The organism is Ruminococcus sp. AF37-20 (assembly GCF_003460465.1).
GTDB lineage: Bacteria > Bacillota > Clostridia > Oscillospirales > Ruminococcaceae > Hominimerdicola > Hominimerdicola aceti.
This window is the reverse complement of record NZ_QTVE01000010.1, coordinates 44,148-64,194: the sequence shown is the minus strand read 5'-3', so window position 1 is coordinate 64,194 and position 20,047 is coordinate 44,148. Positions and strand designations below refer to the sequence as shown.

The 20,047-nt window shown below is 43.7% G+C and carries 19 protein-coding genes; 10 read left to right on the top strand and 9 right to left on the bottom strand.

Going from position 1 to position 20,047, the window contains the following annotated elements:
- Positions 1-22: 22 nt before the first annotated feature.
- Positions 23-808, bottom strand: coding sequence for an AraC family transcriptional regulator (locus DW015_RS08160; RefSeq protein ID WP_117905280.1), 786 nt, complete (start codon positions 806-808; stop codon positions 23-25).
- 122 nt (positions 809-930) lie between these two features.
- Between DW015_RS08160 and DW015_RS08155 the strand changes: the two genes are divergently transcribed.
- The 6 genes from DW015_RS08155 (at position 931) to DW015_RS08130 (ending at position 10,020) form a co-directional block, all read left to right on the top strand.
- Positions 931-2,400: an alpha-L-arabinofuranosidase C-terminal domain-containing protein gene (locus DW015_RS08155; protein ID WP_117905279.1), complete on the top strand. Its 1,470-nt coding sequence runs from the start codon at positions 931-933 to the stop codon at positions 2,398-2,400.
- Between the two features lie 21 nt (positions 2,401-2,421).
- A complete protein-coding gene (locus tag DW015_RS08150) occupies positions 2,422-3,996 on the top strand; it encodes an FGGY-family carbohydrate kinase (RefSeq protein ID WP_117905278.1) in 1,575 nt (524 codons plus the stop codon).
- Between the two features lie 152 nt (positions 3,997-4,148).
- Positions 4,149-4,838, top strand: a complete 690-nt coding sequence (gene araD / locus DW015_RS08145; RefSeq protein ID WP_117905277.1) for an L-ribulose-5-phosphate 4-epimerase — start codon at positions 4,149-4,151, stop codon at positions 4,836-4,838.
- Positions 4,839-5,175: 337 nt separating this feature from the next.
- Positions 5,176-7,227 carry a dynamin family protein gene (locus tag DW015_RS08140; RefSeq protein ID WP_117877434.1) on the top strand — a complete coding sequence of 684 codons (2,052 nt, stop codon included), beginning with the start codon at positions 5,176-5,178 and terminating at the stop codon, positions 7,225-7,227.
- A gap of 44 nt (positions 7,228-7,271) precedes the next feature.
- A complete protein-coding gene (locus DW015_RS08135; protein WP_022287149.1) occupies positions 7,272-8,261 on the top strand; it encodes a M48 family metalloprotease in 990 nt (329 codons plus the stop codon).
- Positions 8,254-10,020, top strand: a complete 1,767-nt coding sequence (locus DW015_RS08130; RefSeq protein ID WP_242993249.1) for a dynamin family protein — start codon at positions 8,254-8,256, stop codon at positions 10,018-10,020. The genes DW015_RS08135 and DW015_RS08130 overlap by 8 nt, the downstream gene beginning before the upstream one ends.
- Positions 10,021-10,188: 168 nt before the next feature.
- On the opposite strand, the gene DW015_RS08125 is transcribed toward DW015_RS08130, so the two are convergent.
- From DW015_RS08125 to yabP, 6 genes are all read right to left on the bottom strand, one after another.
- Positions 10,189-10,860: a hypothetical protein gene (locus DW015_RS08125; protein WP_117905276.1), complete on the bottom strand. Its 672-nt coding sequence runs from the start codon at positions 10,858-10,860 to the stop codon at positions 10,189-10,191.
- Positions 10,861-10,877: 17 nt separating this feature from the next.
- Positions 10,878-11,141 (bottom strand): DUF4321 domain-containing protein, encoded by a 264-nt coding sequence (locus DW015_RS08120; protein WP_038672732.1) that lies wholly within the window; start codon positions 11,139-11,141, stop codon positions 10,878-10,880.
- A gap of 32 nt (positions 11,142-11,173) precedes the next feature.
- A complete protein-coding gene (locus tag DW015_RS08115; protein ID WP_117905275.1) occupies positions 11,174-11,728 on the bottom strand; it encodes a S1 RNA-binding domain-containing protein in 555 nt (184 codons plus the stop codon).
- Positions 11,729-11,794: 66 nt separating this feature from the next.
- Positions 11,795-12,154 (bottom strand): septum formation initiator family protein, encoded by a 360-nt coding sequence (locus DW015_RS08110; RefSeq protein WP_117863677.1) that lies wholly within the window; start codon positions 12,152-12,154, stop codon positions 11,795-11,797.
- A gap of 113 nt (positions 12,155-12,267) precedes the next feature.
- The gene (yabQ, locus tag DW015_RS08105; RefSeq protein ID WP_181979880.1) at positions 12,268-12,717 is read right to left on the bottom strand and encodes a spore cortex biosynthesis protein YabQ; all 450 of its coding nucleotides are present in this window, start codon (positions 12,715-12,717) and stop codon (positions 12,268-12,270) included.
- A gap of 96 nt (positions 12,718-12,813) precedes the next feature.
- Positions 12,814-13,086, bottom strand: coding sequence for a sporulation protein YabP (gene yabP / locus DW015_RS08100; RefSeq protein ID WP_022287142.1), 273 nt, complete (start codon positions 13,084-13,086; stop codon positions 12,814-12,816).
- A 151-nt stretch (positions 13,087-13,237) separates the two neighbouring features.
- On the opposite strand from yabP, the gene DW015_RS08095 reads away from it, so the two are divergent.
- Complete coding sequence (locus DW015_RS08095; protein ID WP_117905273.1) at positions 13,238-14,308, top strand: electron transporter RnfD; 1,071 nt, start codon at positions 13,238-13,240, stop codon at positions 14,306-14,308.
- A gap of 81 nt (positions 14,309-14,389) precedes the next feature.
- Here the strand turns inward: DW015_RS08095 and spoVG are convergent, their stop codons facing one another.
- Positions 14,390-14,677, bottom strand: coding sequence for a septation regulator SpoVG (gene spoVG, locus DW015_RS08090; protein WP_117877422.1), 288 nt, complete (start codon positions 14,675-14,677; stop codon positions 14,390-14,392).
- Between the two features lie 159 nt (positions 14,678-14,836).
- Between spoVG and murC the strand changes: the two genes are divergently transcribed.
- The 3 genes from murC to DW015_RS08075 all read left to right on the top strand — a co-directional run bounded on the left by murC (position 14,837) and on the right by DW015_RS08075 (position 17,681).
- A complete protein-coding gene (gene murC / locus DW015_RS08085) occupies positions 14,837-16,246 on the top strand; it encodes a UDP-N-acetylmuramate--L-alanine ligase (protein ID WP_117905272.1) in 1,410 nt (469 codons plus the stop codon).
- 45 nt (positions 16,247-16,291) lie between these two features.
- Entirely contained in the window at positions 16,292-16,879 is a 588-nt protein-coding gene (lexA, locus tag DW015_RS08080) for a transcriptional repressor LexA (RefSeq protein WP_022287046.1), read from the top strand.
- A gap of 94 nt (positions 16,880-16,973) precedes the next feature.
- The gene (locus tag DW015_RS08075) at positions 16,974-17,681 is read left to right on the top strand and encodes a zinc ribbon domain-containing protein (protein ID WP_117905271.1); all 708 of its coding nucleotides are present in this window, start codon (positions 16,974-16,976) and stop codon (positions 17,679-17,681) included.
- Positions 17,682-17,843: 162 nt separating this feature from the next.
- On the opposite strand, the gene DW015_RS08070 is transcribed toward DW015_RS08075, so the two are convergent.
- The gene (locus tag DW015_RS08070; RefSeq protein ID WP_117905270.1) at positions 17,844-19,907 is read right to left on the bottom strand and encodes an LTA synthase family protein; all 2,064 of its coding nucleotides are present in this window, start codon (positions 19,905-19,907) and stop codon (positions 17,844-17,846) included.
- Between the last annotated feature and the right edge of the window lie 140 nt (positions 19,908-20,047).

Sequence of the window (20,047 nt, the reverse complement as noted above, 5' to 3'; positions counted from 1 at the left end):
TTCGTCCGCTTTTTGCATATGCCTATTTCTTGTTTTTAAGCCGAAACTGTGAGGGTGTCATGTTGTATCTGCGTTTGAACTGCCGCATGAAATGCACGTCATTTTCATATCCGCATACGGCGGCAATGTTTTTCACTGTCATGTCAGTGCTGAGAAGATAGTATTCTGCGTTTTTCATTCTTGCACAGAGTATATCCTCATAACAGCTCACACCGAAGCGTGAGGTGTAAAGATACTGAAAGTGGGAGGGGCTTACGCTGAGGGCTTTCGCCATGTCGGCAATGTTCCTGCTCCCGGAGGGGGAGCTGTAGATGTCAGCCCTGAGCCGCTCAAGTGCGTCAGCGTAGTGACTGCGCTTTCTTGGCGGCTGACCGCTCTTGCTGAGAGAATATTCCTCTCCAAGTCTTATGAGCAGCATTCTGAGCATAAGCTCGATATAATCCTCACGCCTGCCGCTTTCAGATAAGCTGAGTCTGCTTATGGTGGATAAGATATCCTCAGTTTTCTCTGCGTCTGATAACATAAAAATCGTATCATATGGGAGTGAATAGTCACGGGTGAGCTTATCGTCGCAATCGAAATGAAGCCAGTGGTTTATGTAAAATCCCTTGCAGGCACGGTATATCTGCTCAGTGCCTTTTTTGTATAGTATTGCGCTGTCAGGGGAAACTGTGTATTCTCTGCCGTGTAAACGAACCACCGCAGAGGATTTGAATATAAGCAGAAGATTATCCCCCGAACCGTTTGGACGGCGTATATCAAAAGACCCGTCATGGCTGTAGTTTAGTCCCAAAGCGTGAAGTTCCATAGGTTTTTCCTTTCTAATTTCGTATGATGTATCAGTATAATAATAGGATATATCATTGTTGTTTTTTTGTCAAGTGATAAAATATAATTGAAACTAAAATCATACACTTTTAGGAGGTCACAATGAAGAATATTTCAATGCTTATCAATACCGCAGACAAACGTTCCCACATCAACCCGGAGATATACGGACACTTCTCCGAACATCTTGGCAGATGTATCTATAACGGAATGTACGTTGGCGAAAATTCTGAGATACCGAACATAAAAGGCGTAAGAAAAGACGTTATCGAAGCTTTCCAGGAGATAAAAATGCCTGTTCTCCGCTGGCCGGGAGGCTGCTTTGCTGACGAGTATCATTGGAAGGACGGTATCGGCGAAAAATCCCAGAGAAAGAAAATGATAAACACAAACTGGGGCGGCGTGACAGAGGATAACTCTTTCGGCACAAATGAGTTCTTTGACCTGTGCGAAGAGATAGGCTGTGAACCGTATCTTGCAGGAAATCTCGGAAGCGGCACTGTTCAGGAGCTTTCCGAGTGGATAGAATATATCACCTTTGACGGCGTTTCACCTATGGCTGACCTGAGAAGAAAAAACGGCAGGGAAAAGCCTTGGAAGCTTAAATATCTTGGTATAGGCAACGAAAACTGGGGCTGCGGCGGCTCGATGCGCCCTGAGTATTACTGCGACGAATACAGAAGATATCAGAGCTTTTGCAAGAATTTCAGCGGCAATGAGCTTTTCAAAGTTGCCTGCGGACCAAATTCCAACGATTATAACTGGACGGACGTTGTAATGTCAAACCTTGGTGAGTGGCATACAAAGGCCATTTCACTGCACTATTACACCGTTCCTACAGGGGATTGGAACAAAAAGGGCAGTGCAACTGAGTTTTCAGACGAGGAGTATTACGAAACTATATCAAAAACTCTATATATGGACGAGCTTATAAAACGTCACAGCGAGATAATGTCACGCCGTGACCCCGAGGGTAAAATAGGTCTTATAGTTGACGAGTGGGGCTGTTGGTATGACGTTGAGGAGGGCACAAACCCAGGTTTCCTCTATCAGCAGAACACAATGCGTGACGCTATCGTGGCGGCTTGCAACCTGAACATCTTTAATAACCACAGCGATAAGGTAGTAATGGCAAATCTTGCGCAGGCTGTGAACGTTTTGCAGTCTCTTATCCTCACAGAGGGGGACAAAATGGTAAAGACGCCTACCTATCACGTCTTTGACCTTTTTAAAACTCATCAGGGAGGCGAGCTTTGCTACAGCTATGCCAACAATTGTCAGGCGGGTGGAAAGATTCCGATGATATCACAATCTGCCTCAGTAAAGGACGGCGTCCTCACTGTCACTATAGCGAATTGCTCTATAGATGATGACGCTCATATCTGCTGTGATATAGCAGGAGAAAATTATCAGAACATTGAATGCAGGATACTTGACAATGACGTAAGGGACTATAACGATTTTGATAACTGCGATAAAGTAACACCGAAAGAGCATAGGGCAATATGGACAGAAAAGGGCTTTGAGATAGACCTGCCAAAATGCTCCGTTGCAGTTGTGACAATGAGATAAGGACTATAAGGAGAGTCAAAAATGACAGTAAAAGATAAAATTTTGCAGGGAAGAACATATCTTGGCATAGAGCTTGGCTCAACAAGAATAAAGGCTGTTCTTATAGACAATAGCTTTTCTGTTATCGCATCAGGGTCGAAGCAATGGGAAAACCGCTTTGAGAACGGCTGTTGGACATATTCTCTTGATGATATCCACGGGGGCATACAAGCCTGCTATAAAGACCTTGCAGAAAACGTAAAGGCACAGTATGGCATTTATCCTGAAACATACGGTGCAATGGGTATTTCTGCTATGATGCACGGCTATATGGCTTTTGATAAGAATGACAAGCTTCTTGTGCCTTTCAGAACATGGCGCAATACCATGACAGCTCAGGCGGCAGGAGAGCTTACAAAACTACTGGGCTTCAATATCCCACAGCGTTGGAGCATCGCACATCTTTATCAGGCTGTGCTTAACAAAGAAGCCCATGTTCCTTATATCGCTTATATCAATACCCTTGCAGGATATGTGCATAAAAAACTCACAGACCGCTTTGAAGTTGGCGTTGGCGAAGCTTCAGGTATTTTCCCTGTGGAGGGCATAGGATACAAAGAAGAGTATTGTGAGATTACAGAAAAAAGCCTTGCAGAAAAAGGCTTTGACCATAAGCTGAAAGATATCCTCCCAGCGGTAAGAAATGCAGGAGAAAAGGGCGCAGTTCTTACAGAAGAGGGCGCAAGATTCCTTGACCCGGAGGGACGCCTCAAAGCAGGAGTGCCGGTCTGCCCGCCTGAGGGTGACGCAGGCACAGGCATGGTGGCAACGGACAGCGTTCTGAAAAAGACCGGAAACATCTCCGCAGGCACTTCCATATTTGCAATGCTCGTCCTAGAAAAGCCACTTAACGGTGTTTATGAGGAGATAGACGTTGTTACCACCCCTGACGGCTCGCCTGTGGCAATGGTGCATTGCAATAACTGCTGTTCAGAGCTTGACGCATGGGTGAATATGTTCGGTGAGTTCGCAAAGCTCACAGGCAATGAGATAGACAAGAGCAGGCTTTATGAAACCCTATATAAAAACGCCATGACAGCCGACAGCTCATGCGGTGGCGTGACAGCCTATAACTGTCTTTCGGGCGAACCTGTTATAAAGCTTGACGAGGGCAGACCAATGTATTTCCGCACTCCAGACAGCACTTTGACCTTGGGCAGCTTTTTCAGAGCACAGCTTTATTCCTCTTTCACCGCACTGAAAATAGGTATGGATATCCTCTTTGACAAAGAGCAGGTAAAAGCTGAAAAGATAACAGGTCACGGAGGACTTTTCAAGGTCAGCGGAGTGGCTTCACAGCTTATGGCAGACGCACTTTCTACCCCTGTTTCAGTGATGAAAACAGCAGGCGAGGGCGGAGCATGGGGCATGGCTATCCTTGCAGCTTATATGGAGCTTTCAAATGGCGAAAAGCTTGCCGACTTCCTTGACAAAAAGGTGTTCGCAGACATGGAAGTGACAACTTCTCAGCCTGAGCAGACAGGCTCAGAGGGTTATAAAGCATTCTTAGAAAGATATAAAAAGGGATTGGCGGCAGAAAAAAACGCACAGTTCTGAGAAAATCATAGAAATTCATAGATAAATCGTAGGGGCGACCTGAGACCGCCTGCCAATCAACTGTCTGCTCAAACTGTCGGTGAGCTATTCACTTGGACGGAAAATGAGCAGACAAAAAGGTGCATTTACCAAATCAGCGAAAGGAGAATTTTATGCTTGAAGAATTAAAACAGCAGGTGTGCGAAGCAAATCTGCTGCTGCCGAAATATGGACTTGTCACATTCACATGGGGAAATGTTTCCGCTATCGACAGAGAAAAGGGCCTTGTAGTCATAAAGCCCTCAGGCGTGCCTTATGAGGGCATGACAGCCGATGATATGGTGGTAGTTGATCTTGAAAGCGGCAAGGTTGTGGAGGGAAAATATAAGCCTTCCAGCGATACTCCAACACATTTGGAGCTTTACAAAGCCTTTGATATGGGCGGAATAGTACATACCCACAGTCGCTGGGCAACATCTTTTGCTCAGGCAGGAAAAGGTGTTATACCAATGGGAACAACTCACGCAGATTATTTTTACGGCGAGATACCATGCACAAGAGCAATGACCCCTGAGGAGATAACAGGTGAGTATGAAAAGGAAACAGGCACTGTTATAATCGAGGCTTTCAAGGGTCTTGACGCAACTCAGATACCTGCCGTTCTGGTAAAAAGCCACGGTCCGTTCACATGGGGAAAGGACGCCGCAGAGGCTGTCCATAACGCAGTTGTTCTTGAAGAGGCTGCGTTCATGAATTTCCACGCAATGATGCTGAACCCTGAGACAGGTCATATGCAGCAGGAGCTTCTTGACAAGCACTTCCTTAGAAAGCACGGAAAGAACGCATATTACGGACAAAATTAAAACAATACACATTGTCATGTGTAGGGAAACGGCATAATTTCTGCTTTGCAGAAATATGACGTCCCGCTTATCTGGCACATCTTTGATAAACCAACGCCCCGATTTTCGGGGCGTTTTTTTGCACCTTTGCTCACATATTGTGCAAAATGTATATTATGTGTACGCTGATTTGTACAAAAGGGTAGTTTTTTGTACTTGTTATAAGTAAATTCTTGACTTATGTTTTAATAATATGTTATAATTAAAATAATGTCACGGTAATATTTATTGTGTCACAGCGGAAATGAATGGAATATAGTATAGATATTACCTTAGAAATGAGGAACGGAGGCTTGTAATGAAAAAGCAAATTGATTACGGCAGCTATGCGTCCTATAAGGAAACGGTAAAGGGTCTTACAGAGAACCTGAAATCGCTGCTTGGATTGAGCGAGGAGATCGCTCTTGTCAATACTGCGGAATCTATTCGGGAAACATTGGAGAAAACTGCCGAGGAGCATTTTGAGGTCGCTATAGTGGGCGAGTTCAAGAGAGGAAAGAGTACCCTTATCAACGCAATGCTGGGTCAGGAGGTACTTCCTGCTGACGTGCTGCCTGCAACGGCTACCCTTAACAGAGTTACATATAGCGAAGAGCCGTATGTGCAGGTGGAATACAAAAACGGCAAAAGTGAAAGGGTGGATATAAACAAGCTGGAGGACTATGTAACAAAGCTTACAGCAGAGTCGGAGGAAAGAGCCGAAACTGTCAAGGAAGCCACTGTTTATTATGATACCGAGTTCTGTAAGAACAACGTGGATATCATAGACACTCCGGGTCTTAACGATGACGACCAGATGACCAACGTTACTCTGTCTATCCTGCCGAAAATAGACGCAGCCGTTTTCGTTATCAGTGCAAACTCCCCTTTCTCACAGTTTGAGAAAGAGTTTTTGGAAAAGAAAATGCTCACATCCGATGTGGGAAGGATTATTTTCGTTGTAAACTGCTTCGGTACTTTCTCACAGGCAGACGAGAACAAGATAGTCGAAACTGTAAGAGGACGTATCGGAAAATACGTTATGGAAAAGGCTAAAAAGGTCATGGGCGAAGATTCCCGTGAGTTTGCGGTCTATAAAAGAAAGATAGGAACTCCGAGAGTTATCGGTGTTTATGCAAAGCAGGCTCTTACCGCCAAGGAAACAGGGGATAAGGAAGCCCTTGAAAAGAGTAACTTCCCTGAGTTTGAAAAGGCTCTTGAAACCATGCTCACAAAAGAGCGTGGCGTTATCGCATTGCAGATCCTTGCAAACAAGATAACAAATTCGGGTACTGAGATACTCAGAAGCGTTGTTATGCAGGAAAACGCACTCATGATGGCTAACGATGAGTTCATGGAAAAGTATGACGAGGCTATCAAAGAGATAGGTGAGATAAGAAATAAGAAAAGACAGGAATTTGTCAAGATCAACGACGCTGCAAATCAGGTGTTCAATGACCTGCAGCCAGTTCTGGACAGCTATTGGACAAATATCGAGCAGACAGCTATGGAGGTTATAGACAACTTCCAGATGTCCTCTGACGATTTCAAGAAAGACCAGCTCAAGCTCGTTACCGCAAAGCTCACTGAGAAAATAAAGGAGAGCATAGAGGCAAGAGCGCAGATAATCTGCGAGCAGATACAAAACAGCATAAACTTCGCTGTTTCCTGTGAGGCTGAAAGACTTCAGGAATTTGAGGACGAGTTCTTTGAGTCCGTTACAAAGATCCAGCAGATGTTCACTATCTCCGACAGAGTTTCAAAGAACGGCGGCGTAATGGATAAGATAATCGGCGTTGCTATCGGCTCTTACGGCGTCGGAGGATTGTTCCTGGGCTTCAGAGAGTCTGGCGTAAAGGGCGCACTTTTGGGCGGAGCGACAGGCTTTGCAGGATTTTATGCTACTTATTATACTGCTATATTCTTTGCAGGCTTCTTTGGCATCACCGCTACCCTGCCAGTGACCCTCTGCCTTATGGCTCTTGCAGGCATTGCAGGTACTTTTACTTCAAACTTTGCCGTTGATAAGATACTTGTTAAGGAAAGAATAGATAAGTATAAGTCAAACTTTAAAACTCAGGTGAGAAAGCAGTTCCACGAAATGAAGCTCAATAATGACTTCACTGAAACTGTCCGCCGTCAGGTATTCTCAGCATTTGAGGGTCTGAAGGGCAAGATCGAGAGCGAAACAGAGATAATCCTTCGTGATACTCAGGAAACACTTGATAATCTTAATGATCTTAAAACAGAAAAGAGCAATATTTCTCAGAAGGAAATGGAACGTCTCCATGATATTGCCGAGAGCGCAAGCGCTATAGTTCAGGAAGCATATCAGGTAAGACGTGTGCTTACCGAAGCTATGGAAAGCTGACGGTCATATAAAAATATTATTTTAGGATCAAGGGAGGACAGGTCATGAGTACAAATACAACGGAAAGGGAAAATCCGCTGCTACAGATTGACACAAGCTTCCGCACATATTTGAACGCTTATACAAGAAGCTATCAGAACCATATAGTTGACGGCGTGCTTGACTATGCTTTTGAGTCCGACTTTGCCGTAAGGCAGAAGATAATGGGACTTGGGGGCTGGGGAAAGCTCGTCAAGGCGGCAGGCTCGCAGGACGTTTCTGCCGAAGCAAAGCACCTGTTTCTTAAGTGCGAGCAGGTTGGCCCGCTGAAATATCCTGATATCTATGACATTGTGAAGAAGTGTGCCGAGCGGCTAGAGCTTGTTGTGCCTATCGTCTTTGTCAGAGGGGATATGGATAAAGCACAGGTCTACTCTGTGGCAAGCGATATCATCGAGCCTTGTATCGTGCTTTCAAAGCAGGTAGTGGAAATGTGCAGCAAGGAGGAGCTTATGTTCCTTATAGGCTGCGAGTGTGGAAGAATACAGAACAATCATTGTGCCTATAATATGGCATTTACATATCTCAATTACAATAAGTATACTTACAGACCAGTTGAAAGGTCATATAAGCAGACTGTGAACAATCAGCTTTATACAGCGCTTGTTCAGTGGGTGAAGTATGCTGATATAACTGCAAACAGAGCAGGCATTATCTGCCTCGATAAGCCGGGAATGTTCATAAGCGTCATAACAGGGCTTTATAACAAGGGCTATATCGACTTTTATGGCAGACAGCAGAAGAATATGGATACCGACGGACTTATCAAAAAGGCTGAGAGCGTCCATGCAGTTTCTTCAAGAAATCTGAAAACAGATAATACTATGAGCGAGCTTGAAAAGCTTGTTGTCGCAGCTACTGAGTTTCTGTATTGCTCAGTTCTTTATGAATGGCGCGGCGACGCAGAGGATTCTGACAGACACCTTGTTTCAGGTCAGATATGTGATGTGCGCAGCAGTATTATAATCGGAAACGGAGGCGTGATAGGTGGATAGTGCTAATATCAATACAGCGGAGCAGAATATTGCACAGGTAAAGACCGCTCTTAAAGCCTTTGTTGAAAATGAAAAGATAGCGAAAATGCTCGGCAAGGATTTTGTCAGCGAAATGAACGATTGGGAAGCTCTTATCGAGAAAAAAAGCGAAGAGCCTTTCACGCTGGTCATACTTGGCGAGTTCAAAAGGGGAAAAAGCACCATTATAAACGCCCTGCTGGGCAAGGAGCTTGCACCTATAAACGTTACACCTGAAACTTATACTATAAACGAGATATCTTTCGGTCATACACAGTATGTGGAAGCTATCCTTGAAAACGGCATGAGAGTGCCGCTGTCGCTGGAGGATATTACAAGAGAAAAGCTTGAGCAGAGAATGAAGCTTTTCCCTGCAAAAATAAGCTATGTTCAAATAAAGGACAACGCCCCTATACTCAAAGAGATAAGGATAGTGGATACTCCTGGTCTTTCCGATTTGGAGAGCCTTGATAAGCAGGTAATGGATTACATTGTCAATGCCGACGCTATCATGTATGCGGCATCATGCCTGTTGCCTTTTTCTGAAAGCGAGCAGTTGTTTCTTGCAAGCCATGTCCAGCCTCAGCGATTTGGTATGCTCTATATCCTCGTGAATATGATAGACGCAATGAACTCTCAGAAGGACGCTGATAAAATACTAAAGCGTGTGAGAAACATATCCGAGAGGATAGTGCCTAACGCTATCGTATACGGCATAAGCGGTGCAGACGAGCTTAGCCGAAAGCTTGGCAGGGAAAGACCGCTGGACAAGGGTACAAGAGAGTTTTACGAAACTCAGTTTTTCCAGTTCGAGCTGTCTTTGCAGCGTGATATAATCATGCAGAAGGACGTTATACGTTCAAAGCGTGTTCTTACAATGCTTTCGCAGATGTGCGATGAAACAGCCGCAAAGCTTAGACTTATAAGCGATATGGCAGAGCTTGACAAGCAGAAGCTTGCCGACAGAGCAAAAGAGTTTGATGAGCAGTGTGAAATGCTTTCAAAGGCTCTGGAGGAGAAAAAGCCTGCTTTGCACCTTTCTATTATCGAAATGCAGCAGGAAGCCGAAGCTTGGATGTATGAGTTCTTCTCAAAGCTGAGAGCAAGCATTTTGGATTGCCGTGGAAAAGACGCAGACGGAAACGACCTTTACAGCTCTGAGGATATAGAAAAGTACTTCTATTCGTTCCTTATGGAAAAGGTGGGCGAAGCATATCGAAATTGTATCGAGAGCCATAGAGACAGGATAGCTGAGATAGTGGAAGGCACCGGCAGAGAGCTTGCCTCCGCCCTTGGTATAGACGATCTTTCAAAGGCGGCAAAGGCTCCGTCAGTGGAAATGATAATGACCTCTTTGAACAAGAACGTAACACGTTCTGTTATGGGTGTTCAGCTTTTCGGCACCAGCGAAACCTTTCCGCCTGCCACAATGTCAGTTTTCAGTCTTATCCTTAAAAAGAAAAAGCAGACCGATATAATTGATATCGCTCTTGAAAACTATGACGATATCAGAAATAATATCGTCAAGGATATAAAAACAGTTTATCAGGACCTTGAAACAAAGGCAGCCGCAAGGCTCGACAGCCTTTATCAGTATCAGGTGGAAATGGGCAGAGAAGCCCTCAATCAGGCTCAGCAGCTCATGATGGTTTATGATAATGACGAGATAAGGCAGACCCTTGTGGAAGCAAAGCAAATGCTTGCCGAGCCACAGAGAATACTGGCAGAGAGCAAATTATAACAAAAATAAAAACGTCCCATTAAGTTGGGGCGTTTTTTTTTGATAATGGCGTAAATATGCTTCTTGACAAAAATAAAACAGGCTGTTTTTGCAGCCTGTTTGGAATGTCTAAAAAGTATCAGATCAACGGGCGACCTAAGGTCGCCAATACATTTTGTATGCAGTAAATTATTTGCCTTTGTATTGCTCAACATTGTTTTCTATCTTGTCAACAGAGTTTCTTTCTGTTATGTCAACACGATAGTTGTACTGAGCGTTCTTTGTGACAGTGTTTTCAGTGAAGTATTCAAGACCGCCGTCCTTGTCGAAAAAGTAGGTGGTGGAAAAGCCCTTTGTGCCTATCTCCTCAGCGTCCTTTCCCAGCTTTGAAACGTCATAAACATACGTCACAGTAACAGAGCCGTCATCACCGATAATGTCGGAAACAGACTCAACAGCTTTCGGTGCAAACATCAGCATACCCTCGTCAGCTTGTGGGTGCTTTGCCTTTCTTGTGTACTTTGAAAAGTCCTTGTCGCCCTTTACCAAATGTGAGTATTCTCCGTTATCATAGGTGTAGCTCTCGATTCCGTTGTTATACTGAGCGTATTCCTTTCCACCGTTCTTGCCGTAGTAAGAATAGGTCAGCACATCCTTTTCGTCATACTTGAAAGCGAACTCCTGCTCGATATCACCGGTGTCCTCGTTGGTTATAACGACTTTTGCGGAGTCAAGCGTCGCATAGTCCTCCCTTGCCTGATATACCAATGTGTCATGCTTTAGCTCAGGCGTACCGCAGGAAGTGCATAAAAGGCAGACAGCCACTGTTAAAGCCACTGCTGCTGTTTTTAGAAATCTCATTTTTAAATTTACTCTCCTTAAAGCCCCTTGCAGGTCTTTGAGAACACTATAAGCGCCGCAGCAATAGTGAATATCTGCGAGATAGTTGCATGGACCATAAGACCTATATTGAATTTTATCACATACAGGTCTATAGCAAAGCTTTCAACGCCTACATTTTTTCCCCATGCAAGCCAGCCCACATAATCCTTGCCCTCACAGACGTAAGCTATGAACGCACCAAGTATTATTCCTGCCAGCATGAAAAATATAAACGCAAAAGTCTTTTTGAAATTTTTCATGACTGAATATCCTCTGTTTTATGTATCGGTATCTATTTTCTTCTTGACGGAGATTTTCTCTTGTTGTCAATGACTTTTTTCAGATCAGAAAATCTCTCCTCGCTTGACGCCTTGAACTTGCTGAGCATATCCTCAAAATCAGCGTTTCCTGAATTGCTGTCAGCATTGTATACCGGAGGCGGATTTTTAGCAAAATCCTGTGGCACTCTGTCTTTGTTGCGATCCCTGTTATAGTCGTTTCTGGGTCTGCCCTGAGAATTGCCTCCCTGACGGTTGAAATTTCTCTGACCACCGTTAGGTCTGCCCTCTCTGCCACCCTGGTGACCGTTCTCTCTTGGTTTTCTCTGTGGCGCAGGCTGAGCTTTCTTGATAGAAAGCGATATCTTTCCGTCGTCGCCTAAATTAAGCACCTTTACCTTGACGGTCTGACCCTCGGTAAGATGATCCTTTATCTCGTTTACGAATGTGTTCGCAACCTCCGAGATGTGGACCATTCCTGTCGTATCCTTGTCAAGCTCCACAAATGCTCCGAATTTTGTGATACCTGTTACTTTTCCTTCATAAATTTTTCCTACTTCAAGCTGCATTTGATCTTTGTGTCCTCTCTGCAATAAAAATTCTGCTATATGAACGGTCAAAAGACCGTGTTTGCCTTAGTCACTGTTGTTTACAATATAAAATCTGCGCTCATTAGGATAAGCATAGCCCAGCTTTTCAATAGCTATCTTCTCCATATACTCCGCCTCGTCGTCAGAACTGAGCAGCCTTGTGTATTCATCATTGAGCTGCTTGGCGGCGGTTATCTTTTTATTTATAGCGTCTGACTCTTTTCTGAGCTGTGCTATCTGCGCCTGCTGTGAGATGATAGTCACCCCTGAATAAACAACAAGAGCGGCAACAGCAAAAATAGTCAGAAGCTTAACAAATCTTGATCTTTTCGGCTTTGGATTTTTTTTTGCAGCGTCCTTTTCAGCGTCAGCCGTTTCGGACGTTTTATTTTTAAAACCTAGCATTGCGTACTCCTTTTTTGATTACAAAACCGACCTTTCCATAAGCAATACCCCAATAACTGTCATGAGGCGTTACCTATACTCTTTTCTATTATACACTAATCAAAAGAGAGTTTTCAAGTGCTTTTAGAAGTTTTTTTTCGCAGAGAGGAAATTTTGCACTTTTTCACAAAACAGTCCCTGAAACCGTCTGCTCTTTTGGTAATAAATTTAACCACAGGCGAAAACGTTTTAGCAAATAGTTTTCTGATGATCGAAAAAAGGCTTCTCAGCACGGATACAACAGCGTTTCCTACAGTAAGATGTTCTATCACAGAGCCTATGAGCATACCCACTAAAACAAACCCTCTTACAGCCCCCGTCAGCCCGGTGCAAAATGTGAAAAGTGCAAAGCCGTAAAGAAATGTGTAAATGATATCCTCAAAAAAGGTGAGTATCTTCCCATGTGGCAAAGCCGCCCTGAATACCCTGAAAATATCATATAAAAGCCCCAGTCCGCAGCCCAGAACCACAGACAGCAGAAAAAGCTCCCTTTCAAGCTCTAGCCCCAGTTGCATTTCTTCCATTTTTCTTTCCCCTTTCTCCGCCATTCTGCACCGTGCAATGACATGGCATACACTTTTACTTGTACTTGCATAACCTCCTGAATACGCATATACAGGCTATCTGAATATCTTCCCTATCGCCGAGAGCTTTTTCTTTCTGTCCTTTTCTCCATAAACCAAAGCCCAGATATCTCCCTCCACGGAAACATCTCCCGACTCAACGCTTATTTCGTTTATGTGCAGATCTTTGCCTTTTATCGTCAGCTCTCCAAGCTGTGTGAAAAGCCTTATCTCATCCTCGTCAAAGCTGTCAACGTCCGTTACGCCCGAAAGCTGTAAACGCTGTCTGTTTTCAAGAATGGCATTGTGCCTGCCCTGAGTATCATTCATAAAAGCACCCCCTGATATTTTTCTTATCTATGTATATTCGCTCCGTGTAAAAATATTTCTGTGAAAACGTTTTATATCCTTGACAAAAACGCCTTGAAAAGCTAAAATAAACATATGCAAAAAAATCATAGTATCGAAAGGATATGAAAAAATGGCAGAGAATAAAAAGCTTATAACAGCAGACAACAGCTTTCTTACTTATATGGGCAGAATAGACTTTTCCCACAAAACACGCCCTGAGTTTTATTACGCAGGCTCAAATGTAAAAATGACTTTCACAGGCACAAGCGTATCCGCCGTGATAAAAAACCATAAGTATTTCAACATTCAGGAGCTTGGCTTTGTTATGGACGGCAAAGAGGGCAAGGTGACTTTCGATAAAAATGACGAGGATATCACCCTTGATATCGCTTGTGACCTTGAAAAAGGCACTCATACCGTCACCCTTTTTAAAAGGCAGGACGCTTCCCATTACTTTGAGTTCGTGGGTTTTGAGATAGACAGCGACGAAGAAGTCCTTGAAAATTCCCCTCTCCCTGCAAGAAAAATAGAGTGCTATGGCGACTCTGTTTCTGCAGGCGCAGTGTGCGAGGCAGTTGACTTTGTTGCAAGCTGTGACCCTGAGGATCATCAGGGAGTTTACGATAACGCATGGCATAGCTATGCAATGATAACAGCAAGAAATCTCGGTGCACAGATACATAATATCGCACAGGGCGGTATCGCAATTTTCGACAACACTGGCTATTATCATGCTCCGAATTTTATCGGCATGGAGTCTGTATACAATAAGCTTTGCTATTTCCCGGAGGGCGCAAAGGGCGTGACCCCTTGGGATTTTGAGAATTATACCCCTGACGTTGTGCTTTTTGCAGTGGGTCAGAACGACCCGCATAACGAGGGTCACGAGGATTTCGATATCGCCGACCCTGACTACAGAGCAAAGTGGAAAAATGCCTACAAGAGCATTATCCTTGACCTTAAAAGCAAGTATCCAAACGCAACATTCGTGCTTCTGCTGACAGTTCTCTGCCACGGTGAGGAGTGGGATAAAGCCGTTGACGAGATAGCAAACGAGCTTAATGACCAGAAGATAACACATTTCATGTTCACAAGAACAGGCAAGGCGACCCCCGGTCACCCAAGACTTCCTGAGCAGTATGAAATGGCGGAGGAGCTTACAGCTTATCTCTCAAACATGGGCGATAAAATTTGGGGCTAAAAGCAGAAAAAATAATAGGGCGAACATTTCACATTGTTCGCCCGTTTTTTTATGCCTGTTTTATCGGCTTTTTTGTCGTTCTCAGCTTAAATCCTGCTGTTCCGCCGCCTGCCTGTCAAGCTCCATGCGGTAAGCAGAAAGTATCTCCTCCTCTATCTCATTGCGAAGCTCGCTGTCGATGGGGTGAACGATATCACGGAAAACCCCGTTGTCATCACGGCGGCTTGGCATAGCCACAAAAAGTCGCTCCTCCCCTTGCACTATCTTGATATCATGTACCGCAAAACTGCCGTCAAAGGTCAGGCTCACAACGGCTCTGAGCTTGCCCTCGTTTATAAATCTTCTGAATTTTACCTCTGTTATAGTCATTTTCATGCGTCCTTTCTTGTGATGTAATGCCTGTAGTAATATTTTTACCTCTTTTTTTGAAAAATAATCAAAAAAGGGGTTTATTTTTTTTTAGAAATGTTATATAATAAAATAAACATACATTCTGAATTATCTATTATTCTAAGGAGTATTACAAAGATGATAACAAATGAGATCTTGAAAAATATAAAGCACGTTCATTTTATCGGTATAGGCGGCTCTGGTATGTACCCTCTGGTGCAGATATTCCATTCAAAGGGATATTTCATCACAGGCTCAGACAATAACGAAACTGAAACTCTTGAAGCCGTAAGAAAGCTTGGCATCGAAGTTTTCCTCGGTCAGAGAGCCGAGAATATCAAGGGTGCAGACCTTATAATCTATACCGCCGCAATAATGTCAGATAACCCTGAGCTTATCGCCGCAAAGGCAAGCGGTGCGATCTGCTGTGAAAGAGCCGAGATACTTGGTCTTGTCACAAGCTGGTATACGAACGCTCTTTGCGTTTCAGGCACTCACGGAAAGACCACAACTTCTTCCATGCTCACACAGATATTCGTTCAGGAGGGTACTGACCTTTCCTGCGTTATAGGCGGAAAGCTCCCAAGCATAGGCGGCTCAGGCAAGGCAGGCTCATCACAAACTATGGTCTGCGAATCCTGCGAGTTTGAGGATCACTTTCTCAGACTTTTCCCTGACGTTTCAATTATCCTGAACGTTGACGCAGACCACCTTGAGTATTTCAAAAATATCGAGAATATCATAAAGTCTTTCCATAAGTTCGCAACCATGGCTTCAAAAGCCGTTATCTATAATGGCGACGACGCAAATACTCTGAAAGCCGTCGAGGGTGTCGACAAGGAAATGATATCCTTCGGCTGGGATAAGAAAAACGATTATTCCGCTGTTATAAAGTCCAAAAAAGGCTTGCAGACACGCTTTGAGCTTTATCATAAGGGCGAGTTTGTCAGAGAGCTTACTATCCACGTTCCCGGCGACCATAACGTCATGAACGCCCTTGCAGCCATCGCTGCCGCAAGATATTCAGGCGTTTCATGGGAGGGTATCGAAAAGGGACTTGATACTTTCTTTGGCGCAATAAGACGTTTCGAGAAGATAGCCGAGGTCAAGGGCGTTACTATCGTTGACGATTACGCTCACCACCCAAAGGAGATCGAGTGTACACTGAAAGCCGCAAAGGGTCTTGATTTCAACAGAGTGTGGGCAGTTTTCCAGCCTTTCACCTATTCAAGAACAAAGATACTCATGAACGATTTTGTGAAAGCGCTTTCTATTGCAGATATTGCCGTTGTAACGGATATCATGGGAAGCCGTGAGAAAAATACCGACGGTGTTTATGCTGAACAGCTTGCAGAGAAGATACCAAATGCAGTTTGGTTCAAGACCGACCACGAGCTTGTTGATAAGCAGACTGCACAGCAGAAGGAATATAACTTCTCACAGTGTATCGACTATATAAAGAAAAACTGCAAAGAGGGCGACCTTGTTATAACTCTTGGCTGCGGAGATGTCTATAAGCTTGCAAAAAGGCTTGCAAAAGAGCTTTAGGTTTAGAAGATAAAGATTTATTGATATAACAGAAAGGACGGAGCTATGAGAAAAGTAACCGAGAACGAGAAAATGGTATTCGAGTTCATAAAGGATCGCATAGAAGAGGGCTATCCGCCCACAGTTAGAGAGATTTGTGCAGAGTTTGGCTTTAAGTCTACCTCAACAGCCCATAGATATATAAATAATCTCACCGCAAAAGGTCTTCTTGAAAAGGGAAATAACCAGAACAGAGCCATAAGGCTCACAGGCGGCAACGGCATGAAGATCCCCCTTGTGGGAACTGTCACCGCAGGTATCCCTATCACTGCCATTGAGGAGATAACAGACTATATAAGCTTCCAGCCTGCAAGGCATTACAGCAATCCGCTTTTTGCCCTAAAGGTAAGGGGAGAGTCTATGATAAACGCCGCTATCCTTGACGGAGATATGGTAGTTATAGAGCAGACTCCATATGCAGAAAACGGCGATATAGTCTGCGCACTTGTTGACAACGAGTCAGCTACCATAAAGACTTTCTATAAAGAGGACGGCCATTACAGACTTCAGCCTGAAAATGATACCATGGACCCTATCATAGTAGACGAAGTAAGCATACTTGGCAAGGTTGTGGGCGTTGTAAGATATTTATAAAGACAGATAAAGAAAATGGGCGGATAGTCCAACATAGATATAGAAAAAACTTCGACAAACAAAACAGTTCTAAGTGTGTAAAGGATTGGTAATAATGAGCAGACATTGTACATTCTGCGGTTCTAAGCTGGAGGATGGAGCTAAGATATGCACCAACTGCGGAAAAATGGTACCTATCGCCTCATCGACCCAAAGACGTGGCGAGCAGGAGTTTATAGACCGTTCAAGGATACAGGGCATACCGAAGCGTGTTTACGAACACCCGAAAAGAGCCGAAGCAGAGGAAAGAATGCGCCGTGAGCAGGAAGCTCGTAAGGCAAAGCGTGTAAGAGAGACAGACAGAAACAGAGAAATGAGTGCGGCAGACTATAGGCGCACCCCAACTGAACATTCAAGCAGCGGCAAAGAGAATTATGGTAAGGGCAAAAAGATACTAAAGACTCTGCTTAAGATCACAGTGGTAATATTGGTGATATATTTTGTGATCGCCTTTGTTAGAATATTCAGCGTAAGACATTCCACCTACGATTTCGATACCGAAATGAAATTGGCAAGCGAAAATTACGGTGAAGCCGTTGACGCATATTTCAAAGACGGCAAGTGGAAATATAACATCTTTAAAAATCAGGTGTCCTATGAGGGAACTTCCGAAAGCGGCGACGATTATGTTATGATATTCGGCAAGAATGACGGTCAGACTGTCGTAAGGCAAATGACAAAGAACAGCAAGAAGGTCGCTTCTGACAGCATAATGAACGATGTCATGGGAATGTTCATGTTTGAGAAAAAGGTCACAGGATAAAAAATAAGCGCATAATTATGTAGTTATTTGTAGTGGCGAACAGTGTTCGCCCGCATTTTGACACGCATTATAAAACGAAACGGACGAAGTAAAAAAGCTTCGTCCGTTTATTGTTTTGTAGGGAATCGTCCCACTTTTTTGTTGTTTGTGTTTTTTAACAGCCTAATTTATACTATTGTCACGCTTTTCATCAAACATTCTGTAATACTGCACAGTTTCATATTCGTTCAGCGTATCCTTGTATTTGTCAGCCAAATCATTTATAGAATACCATTCTCCGTCAGCAGTCTTGTAGCCGTAAGAGCTTATTATCGGTATGTCACAGCGTATCTTGTCAAGCTCCTGCTGATATCTCGACTTTGGAAGTCCGGCCGCTTCCATGACCTTGTTTGAAAGATAGTTAAGGCTTATATCGTCTATCTTCTCCGCATCAACGCCCTTGTTGCTCCAAATAAGGAAAGGAGTCTGTCGAAGTTTTGAGTAATCCTCCGTTGAAAGTAAAGCCACGTCCTTGCCATAGAGATATTCCGTGAAGTCTATGATATGCGGATAATGGTCACCGAACATTACGATTATGACCTCTTCCTGCTTGTGTCGGAAATAGTTTATAAGCTCTCCCAAAGCTTTGTCAGATTGATAGATAAGGTTCAGATATTCCTGTGCCGCAGGATTGTTGTAGTCCTCAAAGGTTATCTCATGAGGAACAGCCTCCGGATGATCGTACGGCGCATGGTTCTGCATGGTCGCTGTCCATACAAAATAAGGAGTACCTGCGTGGCTTTCATATTGCTCTTCAATATATCTGAAAATGGTTTCATCTGTGATATTTCCGTTGAAATATTGGATCCCGCTCATTTTGTCCTGACAATTGTATATCCTGTCTTTGAATTGAAGCTGTTCATAGGCGTTGCCTATATCCCATAGTCCCTCAGAGCAAGGCGAGATAGCCTGCGTTGTGTAGCCAAGCTCGTTTAGCCAGCTTACAAGACCGTTTTGTTTGTCGTTGAGATATTGGGTGAATACCGCACTTCCCGACGGCAAAAAGCCAATAGTGTTGCCGGTGAGAAATTCATACTCAGAGTTGCAGGAATAACCGCCATATGCCGAAACGGAAACATATCCGCTTATGCTTTCCTCCTGCAATTTGTGATAGTTGGGCAGATAGTCTTTGTTGGTCTTGAACTGAGCGATATGCTCAAAGTCTGCAAAGGATTCGTTCATGATAGCAATGATAGCAGGCTTTTTGTCAGCCTTTTGTACCTCATACTGAGTTATGATATCCTCCGCCTTTTGAGTGGAGTAGCCATCAGGCTTCGTCACACGGTTAAACATTCCGTCGAAGCAGAACATAAGGTCGTAGCCTACGCACCTGTATGTGTCTGCATTTTCCGCACCTGAAAAGTTCAGCCTGATGTATCTGTTTTTTATGCCAAGGTCGTAGGCAAACCTGCCACTGTATACGAATAGGAAACACCCTGCGATAACAGCCACACCTGATATTATCCTGCTGCGTATTTTTATCTTCCTTACTTTTGTCGTCACCGTTACAGCGATAATAAGAATAAGATCACAAAGCACAAATATCACGTTGCCGTCTAAAAACAGTGAGTACATTCCGTTTATCTCACTGGCTGACTTTATGTTGGCAAGGTCGGCAAACTGCACAGGATTTCCTATGAACTCCGTTACATAATACTGCGCCAAAGCATATATGGCAAATATGACGTTCACTCCGCAAAACCAGGCGTGGGGCTTCGGGAATATCACCGCTCCTATAAGATATAAAAGCCAGCAGAGCGATATTCCAAGGAGAATGTAAAGCACATTGCTCTTTGGAAAATATGACTTCATTACAAAGTCAGGCAAAAAATATGAATTGAGTGCAAGCATAAACGCCGCCGTAAAAGGGTCGATGCAGCCTTTTGTTTCGCTCTTTTTCAGCTTCTTTTGCATTGAGAAAAATTCCGCAATAATAAATATCAGTGCCAGCTCAACGGCGCAAGCCCCTATAAGCGCATAATTTCGTTCTTTCGGCAGGAAGTTGTCTTTGTCCATGTATATGCCCAACAAAGCACAAATGACTCCTACCATTATAACTGCCACTATGGCACTTATAAATCGTAATGTCTGCATTCCGTCAGGCGACGCAAACCATGCTCCTATTTTTTTCAGCAAGCCTTTTTTATCCTTTGCTTGCTGTGTTTGAATGTTTTGTTGTTCTTCCATTACAATATACTCTTTTCTGTTTATATTTTACTCGCATTTTACAATACCTGTTCATTATAACATAGCTATTAACAAATTACAACAGCTATAATCAACAAATATTTTTCTGATTGATGTGAGGTGTTCACAATTAATTTACC